Source organism: Xenorhabdus miraniensis (genome assembly GCF_002632615.1).
In genome coordinates, this window is sequence record NZ_NITZ01000081.1 from 1 (window position 1) to 1,307 (window position 1,307).

Annotated in this window: 1 protein-coding gene; it reads left to right on the forward strand. The window is 50.7% G+C overall.

All coding sequences use genetic code 11. From position 1 onward, the window contains the following. Positions 1 to 1,307: amino acid adenylation domain-containing protein (locus Xmir_RS22110; protein WP_145956956.1), on the forward strand; the 1,307-nt coding region annotated here is incomplete at both ends.

Consider the following 1,307-nt stretch of genomic DNA (forward strand, 5'->3'; position numbering starts at 1 on the left):
GACCGCAGTCTGGAAATGGTGATCAGTATTCTGGCCGTGCTGAAAGCGGGTGGCGCTTATGTGCCTATTTCACCGGCATATCCCGCGGAACGCGTCAATTTTATTCTACAGGATACCCAGACCTCGTGTGTGCTGACTCAGCAACATCATTTGGCGGCACTGGCGGCATATACCCAAACACTCGCTGAACCGCCGGCACGGATAGCCACAGATGACCTGACAGTTACCGCAGGCCAGTCTGTGGAAAATCCGGCGCCAATCAACAAACCCACTGATTTGGCCTATATCATCTATACCTCCGGCACCACCGGCCAGCCAAAAGGTGTCATGATTGAGCATAAAAATGTCGCCCACTTAAATGTGACACAAACCCACATCTTTAATATTGCAAAGAAAAGAAAAATATTAATGTTTGCCGCTTATGTCTTTGATGGCTCTGTTTTCGAACTGTTTTCCAGTTTATTTAACGGCCTTACCATTTACATTTGCAGCGAAACAGAACGTAATGCCCCAGCCATTGAAAAACTTATTCAGCAAGAAGGTATTGAAACCGCCATCTTACCGCCAGTGATACTGAAGTTATTAAACGGTGCTGACTTACCCTCCTTACAAACATTAGTGACGGGGGGAGAATCGCCAACCTTAGATTTCCTTGAACATTTCAGTAAAAACGCTTGTATGTTAAACGGTTATGGTCCAACAGAAGCGACGGTCTGTGCAACCGTGAAGGAATATCAAAGCGGGGACATCGCAACGAATATTGGCAGGGCTATTCATAACACCCGTCTGTATGTTCTTGATAAACAGGGAAACCTGTCTCCCATCGGGGCCCCCGGAGAACTGTATATCGGGGGGGCCGGGCTGGCACGGGGGTATTTAAACCGGCCTGAACTGACCGCCGAGCGTTTTGTGGAGAATCCCTTTGCCACCGCAGAAGACACAGCCAGAGGCTATACCCGCCTGTACAAATCCGGTGATTTGGTGCGCTGGTTACCGAACGGCGATCTGGAATATCTGGGGCGCAATGACTTTCAGGTCAAAATCCGCGGTTACCGCATTGAACTGGGCGAAATTGAAAACGCCCTTGCTTCTCATCCGCAGGTGAAACAGGCCGTGGTGATTGACCGCGAGCACAAGGGGAATAAAGTGCTGGCCGCCTATCTGGTGGCAGAGGAAGCCCTGTCCGATGACACCCTGATGAATTACCTCTTCGGCCGTTTACCGGATTATATGCTGCCGGCCAGCTTTACCCGCATTGCATCTGTGCCGCTGACCCTGAACGGCAAGCTGGATCGCCGCGCCTTGCC